The sequence below is a fragment of the Synechococcus sp. R8-2 genome (assembly GCF_047461715.1).
GTDB lineage: Bacteria > Cyanobacteriota > Cyanobacteriia > Thermostichales > Thermostichaceae > Thermostichus.
Map to the genome: position 1 here is coordinate 1 of NZ_JANSHQ010000562.1, position 1,318 is coordinate 1,318.

At 58.3% G+C, this 1,318-nt stretch carries 2 protein-coding genes; one reads left to right on the top strand and one right to left on the bottom strand.

Annotated features, from left to right (window positions below; all coding sequences use genetic code 11):
• Positions 1-117 precede the first annotated feature (117 nt).
• On the top strand, positions 118-912 hold the full coding sequence (gene cpdA / locus NW819_RS12470) for a 3',5'-cyclic-AMP phosphodiesterase (protein ID WP_011431802.1): 795 nt from the start codon (positions 118-120) through the stop codon (positions 910-912).
• On the opposite strand, the gene NW819_RS12475 is transcribed toward cpdA, so the two are convergent.
• On the bottom strand, positions 909-1,318 hold a 410-nt coding region (locus tag NW819_RS12475; protein ID WP_414413938.1), incomplete at its 5' end, for an ABC transporter permease. The two genes, cpdA and NW819_RS12475, sit on opposite strands and share 4 nt — an antisense overlap.

Below are 1,318 nucleotides of genomic sequence, written 5' to 3' on the forward strand. Positions count from 1 at the left end.
AGCTTGAATCGAAATGACCCTACCTACGGGTTCCAGCCGGGCCATCTGGTGTTAAAACGTAAAACGGTAGTGTTTTAAACCTGCGGAGATGGGATCCCACCCTCTTGGGCCTGCTCTATGACCGTATACGTGGTTCAGATCAGCGACCTGCATCTGTTTGCCAAGCCCCATCACCGGCTGCTGGGGGTGGACACGGAAGCCTCTTTCCTGCAGGTGCAAAAGGCCATTGCCGCTCTGGATCCCTTGCCGGATCTGCTGCTGCTTACCGGAGATCTCTCTCAAGATGGCAGTGCGGCATCTTACGCCCGTTTGAGAGCCCATTTGCAGGCTCTCCCCATCGATACTTACTGGTTGGCAGGCAACCACGATCGCCTGCACACCATGAACCAAGAGCTTCATGCCGAGCGGCTATTTGGGGACAAGAGCTTCAGCCGGGAAAATTGGAGCTTTATTTTGTTGAACTCCCTCGTGCCCGGCAAAGATAGCGGTTACCTGACGGAGCGCACGCTGCTGTGGCTGAGACAGGAATTGCAGCGGAGCAAAGCTGCCCAACACCATGTTTTGTTGGCCCTGCACCATCCCCCTTTTTCGGTGGATTCTGCCTGGCTGGATCAAAGTGCCCTGCAGCAGCCGGAGCGGTTGTTTGGGGTTCTGGACGAGTTCGACCACATCCGCCTCGTTGTATTCGGCCATATTCACCAAGACCTGCACCGCCGGCGGGAGGGGGTTGATTACCTGGCTTGTCCCTCAACCTGTGTGCAATTTCGTCCCAAGAGCCCCCAGTTTGGCCTGGAGGTAATTCCCCCTGCCCTGAGGCAGATATGGTTGGAGCGAGATGGCAGCTTCAAAACTCAGGTTCAACGGGTGGGAGCTGCTCTGCAACGGCCCAACCTGGCCCTGAAGGGATATTAGCTCTCCCCCTCTTGAACCTCTGTGGGGGGTAGCCCGATGGCCTGCCCCAAACAGACGCTGGCCCCCAGCAAGGCCAACCACCCCGGCAGCAGCGACAGGAAGGCCACTGCAGCCACCAGGGTATTGTTTCCCCCTTGCAAAAGGCTGTAGAGCAGCATCGGCAGCGTGAGAACCCGCCCACCGCCGACGAAGAAGGTGAGCAAAAATTCGTTCCAGGAGATCAAAAAGGCAAATACCGCCCCAATGGCTGCCCCAGGGGCAATGAGGGGCAACGTTACCTGCCACCACACCTGCCAGGGATCCGCCCCCAAACAGCGGGCCTGCGCCTCGTAGCCGCGGTCGAAACGGGCGAACACACTGCCCATCACCAGAGCCATGTAGGGAATGGTGGGGATCAGATGCACCA